This is a genomic window from Neisseria sp. (assembly GCF_030523955.1).
In the GTDB taxonomy this organism is placed as follows: Bacteria; Pseudomonadota; Gammaproteobacteria; order Burkholderiales; family Neisseriaceae; genus Neisseria.
Genome location: NZ_JAUNHL010000090.1, coordinates 1 through 6,499, shown reverse-complemented (window position 1 = coordinate 6,499; position 6,499 = coordinate 1). Strand labels below are relative to the sequence as shown.

Below are 6,499 nucleotides of genomic sequence, written 5' to 3'. Positions count from 1 at the left end.
CGGTTTTTTTTTAAATCCGTATCAAGCGGAAGGTTCGCTTTCGGTTTTTTTTTAAATCCGTATCAATCAGATATCCGGATTATTCTCATTAAAGCAGGAAGTCTCCGGCTTTCCTGCTGCCTCTTTATAATGTACCAAAGGCAGGGAAGCCAAGCGTTCGGCGGCCTGCTCCGGCGAAATATCGCGCTGGGCTTCGGCCAGCATTTCATAGCCGACCATGAATTTGCGTACGGAGGCGGAGCGCAGCAACGGCGGATAGAAATGCGCATGAAGCGTCCATTCCGGATGGGGTTTTGCGTCAAACGGCGCACCGTGCCAGCCCATCGAATACGGGAAACTGGTTTGGAACAGGTTGTCGTAGCGGGTGGTCAACTGTTTCAAGGCCCTCGCCAAGTCGCTGCGCTGCGCTGCGCTCAGTTCGGTAATTCGTGAAACGTTATCTTTCGGCAGCAGCAACGTTTCGAACGGCCATGCTGCCCAATAGGGTATCACCGCCAACCAGTGTTCCGTTTCTACAACAATGCGCTCGCGACGGTTTAATTCTTCGTTAACATAAGCTTGCAGCAGTGGAATTTGATGTTGTCGGAAGTAGTTTTTTTGCGCCAAATCCGCTTTGGCGGGCAAATCGGGCAAAAAATCTCCCGCCCAGATCTGGCCGTGCGGATGCGGGTTGGAGCAGCCCATTACCGCGCCCTTATTTTCGAAAATCTGTATCCATTGATAAGTTTTGCCCAACTCTTCGGCCTGCTGTTGCCAAACACGGACTACAGCCTCTATCTGCGCTTCAGACAATTCAGGAAGGGTCTTGGCATGGTCGGGCGAAAAGCAGATGACACGGCTGACGCCGCGCACGGATTGTTGGCGGAACAACGGGTTTCCGCTGCTTTCAAACTCCGGCGTGTCAGGCAGCAGTGCGGAAAAATCATTAGTAAAAACAAATGTCTCTTTGTAATCCGGATTTTCTTCTCCGGTAATGCGGCGGTTGCCTGGACAAAGATAACAGCCGGGATCGTACGGCGGTTTCTTTTCGGTATCGGCCTGTTCTTGCTGCCCCTGCCAAGGGCGTTTGGCGCGATGGGGCGAAACCAAAGTCCATTGGTCATAAAGCGGGTTGTAGCGGCGGTGGGGATGATCGGCGGGATTGAACATGAGTGTGGTTTTCCGAAAAATTGAAATACAGGATACATAAGGTCGGCATGCCATCAAACAGCCGTTTGCCGGAAATCATTACAGGAAAAACGGTTGAAGTCAATTGCAGAAAATTTAAAAAACTAATATGTTAAACAAATAAATTATCATATGCATAGCTGTATATTGCATTGAAATTACAACAAAAAAATATTCGAAATTGGTTTTTTGCGCGAAATGTAGCGGCAAGTAATTTACAAACAGCCGAAATTAATTCAAACTGCCGTCGATTCCGATGAGAAGGGCTATTCTGCCAAAATACCGGCGGCTTCAAACCGGCTGATACGTTAAAAATCACAGTTGATCATTCTAGGAGAACACAATGAAATTTCGTAAAAGTATGACCATTGCAGTATTGTTTACTTTGGGTTTGGCTGCCTGCGGCGGTGAAAAAGGCGGCGCGGCGCAAAGCGGTTCCGCATCCGGCGATGCGCCGAAAATCGGCGTAACCATCTACAAATATGACGACAACTTTATGTCGTTGATGCGCAAAGCTTTGGAAAAAGAAGCCGGTACGCAAAAAACTGCCGAATTGCTGATGAACGATTCGCAAAACAACCAATCCGAACAAAACAACCAAGTTGATGTGTTAATTGCCAAAGGAGTGAAAGCATTGGCGATTAACTTGGTCGACCCTGCGGCTGCATCGACCATTATCGAAAAAGCCAAAGCGGCGAATATTCCGGTGGTGTTCTTCAACAAAGATCCGGGCGAAGGGGTGATGAAAGCCTACGACAAAGCTTTTTATGTCGGCGCGGATCCGAAACAGTCGGGTGAAATCCAAGGGGAGTTGATTGCCAAAACTTGGAAAGAAAACCCGAATTGGGACTTGAATAAAGACGGCGTGGTTGATTTCGTTCTGCTCAAAGGCGAGCCGGGCCACCCTGACGCCGAGGCGCGTACCAAATATGTGGTTGAAAAATTAAAAGCCTCCGGGATGAAAACCAAACAATTGCAGCTGGATACCGCTATGTGGGACACGGCCCAAGCCAAAGACAAAATGCAGGCTTGGCTCTCCGGCCCCTCCGGCAAACAAATTGAAGTAGTGATTTCCAACAACGATGCCATGGCAATGGGTGCGATTGAAGCGATGAAGGCGCAAGGCAACGTACTGCCGACATTCGGTGTGGACGCGATTCCCGAAGCCCTGCAACTGGTGAAAGCCGGCACCATGGCGGGCACTGTGTTGAACGATGGCGAAAATCAAGCCAAAGCCGTGTACGCGCTGGCGGTGGACTTGGCCAACGGCAAAGACCCGAAACAGAGCACGGCTGTCAAAGTGGAGGGTAACCAAGTGCGCATTCCGTATGTGGGCGTGGACAAATCCAATTTGGACCAATTTCTGAAATAAGGGTCTTCAGGCTGTCTGAAAAGTGTTTTGCATACTTTTCAGACAGCCTGAATTGTTTGCACAACCCAACACCATGCAGGTTGGCCCGAAGCCCGATAAAAGTTATTGATGATAAATGTTGGGCTTGGCAACCTACCTGCATGGTTTGGGTTGTACATCCCGGCCTGAATGATTGGCTGAGCAAGCCGTCAAGGCCTTAAAACAACAAATGTTTGCCGCACCGTATTTCAGGTGCGCAAACGGTTCCACACCAATTTCAAGGAAAACCCTAATGACAGTTCCCGCTCCTTCAACCGGCGAAGTGCTGCTGACCATGAGCGATGTCCACAAAGCCTTCCCCGGCGTGAAAGCCTTGGACGGCGTAAATTTGGAAGTACGCGCCCACTCGGTGCACGCGCTGATGGGCGAAAACGGCGCAGGCAAGTCCACCCTGCTCAAATGCTTGTTCGGCATTTATGCCAAAGATTCAGGCAGTATCCGATTTTTGGGTAAAGAAGTAGATTTCTCCAATGCCAAAGAAGCCTTGGAAAATGGCATCTCCATGGTGCATCAAGAGCTTAATCTCGTCAAACAGCGCAGCGTAATGGATAATTTGTGGCTCGGCCGCTATCCTGCCAAAGGCCTGTTTGTGGACAGCAAAAAGATGTACCGCGACACCAAGGCCATTTTCGACGAATTGGGCATCAATATCGACCCCCGCGAAAAAGTAGCCAAGCTCACCGTCTCCGAAATGCAGATGATTGAAATCGCCAAAGCATTTTCCTACGATGCCAAAATCGTGATTATGGACGAGCCGACCTCCTCTCTTTCGGAAAAAGAAGTCGCCCACCTGTTTACCATCATCGCCAAACTCAAAGAACGCGGCTGCGGCATCATCTATATATCGCACAAAATGGAAGAAATTTTCAAAATCTGCGATGCGGTAACCATTCTGCGCGACGGCAAATGGATAGACACGGTCAATACCGTCGATACCGACATGGACCAGCTGGTGGCAAAAATGGTCGGCCGCAACTTGACCCAGCGTTTCCCCGACAAAGAAAACAACCCCGGCAAAGTAGTGTTGCAGGTAAAGGGCTTAACCGCCAAAAACCAGCCTTCTATCCAAGATGTCAGCTTTGAACTGCGCGAAGGAGAAGTGCTGGGCATCGGCGGACTGGTCGGCGCAAAGCGTACCGATATCGTCGAAACCCTGTTCGGTATCCGCGAACGCGGCGGCGGCGAAGTCTTGGTACACGGCAAAGCAGTCAATAACGCCTCTCCGGTGGAAGCCATCAAAAACGGCTTCGCACTCGTCACCGAAGAACGCCGCAGCACCGGTATTTTCGCAGGCCTGGACATCAACTTCAACTCGCTGATTTCCAACGTAAAATCCTACGAAAAAATGGGTTTGCTCGACAACAGCCAGATGAAAAAAGACACCCAATGGGTGATTGATTCCATGCGCGTGAAAACCCCGTCGCAAAAAACCCGCATCGGCTCGCTCTCCGGCGGCAACCAGCAAAAAGTCATACTCGGCCGCTGGCTCTTAACCGGCCCGGAAATCCTGATGCTGGACGAACCCACACGCGGCATAGACATCGGTGCAAAATTTGAAATCTATCAGCTTATCAACGATTTGGCCAAACGCGGCAAAGCCGTCATCATGATTTCGTCAGAAATGCCCGAGCTTTTGGGCGTAACCGACCGCATCTTGGTAATGAGCGCCGGACGCGTGGCCGGCATCGTCGAAACCGCGAAAACCTCGCAGGAAGAAATCCTTCAGCTTTCGGCCAAATATCTCTAAATACCACAGGATGCCTGAAATTTGCAGCAGCGTTTTCAGACAGCCTGCCAACTTTTTTAGGAATAACAACATGAGTTCTGCTTCTTCTAGCAAAGCGATGAATTTTGTCAAAGATTACGCGCTTTATTTTGTCTTGCTGGTACTCTTGGCGGTGATTGTCTCCAAAGACACCAGCTTTTTGAGCCTGACTAACTTCAGCAATATCCTCACCCAGTCGTCCGTGCGCATCATCATCGCTTTGGGCGTGGCAGGTTTGATTGTGACACAAGGTACCGATTTGTCGGTCGGCCGCCAAGTCGGCTTGGCGGCGGTTATTTCCGCCACGCTCCTACAGGCAGTGGGTAATGCCAATAAGGTATTTCCCGATTTGGACGTGGTGCCGATTCCGCTGGTGATTCTGCTGGTATGCGCGATCGGCGCCGTGTTGGGATTGATTAACGGCATTATCGTTACCGTAATGAACGTTACTCCGTTCATCGCAACTTTGGGCACCATGCTGGTTATCTACGGTATAAATTCTCTTTATTATGATCATGTCGGTTCGGCCCCGATTTCCGGTTTTGACAGTGCCTATTCCGCTTTCACACAAGGCTTTCTTGATTTAGGCGGTTTCCGCTTGTCGTATATCACCATTTACGCATTGATTGCCGTAGTACTGGTGTGGGTAGTGTGGAATAAAACCCGTTTCGGCAAAAACCTGTTCGCCATCGGCGGCAACCCCGAAGCCGCGCGTGTTTCCGGCGTAAACGTTACCAAAAACCTGCTCGGCATCTACACGCTTTCCGGTATTTTCTACGCTTTCGGCGGCTTTCTCGAAGCCGGGCGCATCGGTTCGGCCACCAACAACTTAGGCTTTATGTACGAGCTGGATGCCATTGCCGCTTGCGTGATTGGCGGCGTATCGTTCTCCGGCGGCGTCGGTACCGTAATCGGCGTAGTCATTGGCGTGATTATTTTTACATTGATTAATTATGGTCTGAGCTATATCGGTGTGAACCCGTATTGGCAATACATCATCAAGGGCGGCATCATCGTCTTGGCCGTCGCCATCGACTCGCTGAAACATGCCAAAAAGAAATAAGCATTAGCGGAAAAACACAAGGCCGTCTGACAACCGATTCAGACGGCCTTGTGTAATAATAGGCCTCGAGCTATTCTGCACCAAGTTCATTAAATTCTTCATTCCCAAGCAGGCAAATCCATGATCTTTACTGTACAAACCGAATCCGAACGCATCATTCTCAACCGTGAAAACCATGCCCTGGCCGAAATCTATCTGTACGGCGGTTTGCCCAACCGCTACGAAATACGCCGTCGAGACGGTAGTTGGTTCAACTGTATTGCCGCATACGGTTCGCCGCAACAATGCCGCGATGATCTGACCCAAGGTTTCCGCAGTGCAAAACTCAGCCCGTATGTATGCCGCATGAATCGCGGCGGGTACACATTTAAAGATAGAGCATACCGCTGCAGCAAATACATTCTCAACGGCCATGCGATACACGGTTTGATGTATGACGCGCATTTCCAGACAATCGGCAGCGGTGCGGATGAAAACTCGGCATGGGCGGAAATCGCCGCCGATTACGCACAAGACGATGCAGGTTTTCCGTTTGCCTACAGCATAAACTTATTATACCGCTTGGATTCAGACGGACTGAGCATCTCAACAACCGTAACAAACACCGGCCATCAAGCCATGCCGCTGGCCGACGGCTGGCATCCGTATTTCATGCTCGGCGGGCAGGCGGATGATTGGTGTTTGCATATCAACAGCAGCCGCCAGCTCGAGTTCAATCAGGATTTGATACCCACCGGCAACATCATAGCCGACACCCGTTTTCAGACAGCCTTGTCTTTGCAAGATATCGGATTGGATAACAGCTTTATTTTGGATAACCATAGTCAGGCCGCTTGCATATTAAGCGGAAACGGTTTGATATTGTCTGTTTATCCAGATGAAAATTATCCGATTATGCAAATCTACATTCCGCCCGAACGCACATCGGTGGCGCTGGAGAACCTGAGCGGCGCACCGGATTGTTTTAATAACGGCATCGGTTTGGTGGTGTTGGCAGCAGGCCAACAGCAACGTTTTAAAACCCGTTATGTATTGAAAGCATCCGATGAAATTTGATAAAGGGAATTCGAAAAACGGAGCCTGTCTGAAAATG

Annotated in this window: 5 protein-coding genes; 4 read left to right on the top strand and 1 reads right to left on the bottom strand. The window is 49.9% G+C overall.

Annotation, left to right across the window (positions count from 1 at the left end):
- Nucleotides 1-66: 66 nt before the first annotated feature.
- Nucleotides 67-1,149: a UDP-glucose--hexose-1-phosphate uridylyltransferase gene (locus Q4C79_RS12750; protein ID WP_303091401.1), complete on the bottom strand. Its 1,083-nt coding sequence runs from the start codon at nt 1,147-1,149 to the stop codon at nt 67-69.
- Nucleotides 1,150-1,510: 361 nt separating this feature from the next.
- Here Q4C79_RS12750 and mglB point away from each other — a divergent pair, with 361 nt between their 5' ends.
- The 4 genes from mglB to Q4C79_RS12730 all read left to right on the top strand — a co-directional run bounded on the left by mglB (nt 1,511) and on the right by Q4C79_RS12730 (nt 6,462).
- A complete protein-coding gene (mglB, locus tag Q4C79_RS12745) occupies nt 1,511-2,539 on the top strand; it encodes a galactose/glucose ABC transporter substrate-binding protein MglB (RefSeq protein ID WP_303091400.1) in 1,029 nt (342 codons plus the stop codon).
- Nucleotides 2,540-2,810: 271 nt separating this feature from the next.
- A complete protein-coding gene (gene mglA, locus Q4C79_RS12740; protein WP_303091399.1) occupies nt 2,811-4,325 on the top strand; it encodes a galactose/methyl galactoside ABC transporter ATP-binding protein MglA in 1,515 nt (504 codons plus the stop codon).
- Nucleotides 4,326-4,395: 70 nt separating this feature from the next.
- A complete protein-coding gene (gene mglC / locus Q4C79_RS12735) occupies nt 4,396-5,406 on the top strand; it encodes a galactose/methyl galactoside ABC transporter permease MglC (RefSeq protein WP_303091398.1) in 1,011 nt (336 codons plus the stop codon).
- A 120-nt stretch (nt 5,407-5,526) separates the two neighbouring features.
- Nucleotides 5,527-6,462, top strand: coding sequence for an aldose 1-epimerase (locus Q4C79_RS12730; RefSeq protein WP_303091397.1), 936 nt, complete (start codon nt 5,527-5,529; stop codon nt 6,460-6,462).
- Nucleotides 6,463-6,499: the final 37 nt, after the last annotated feature.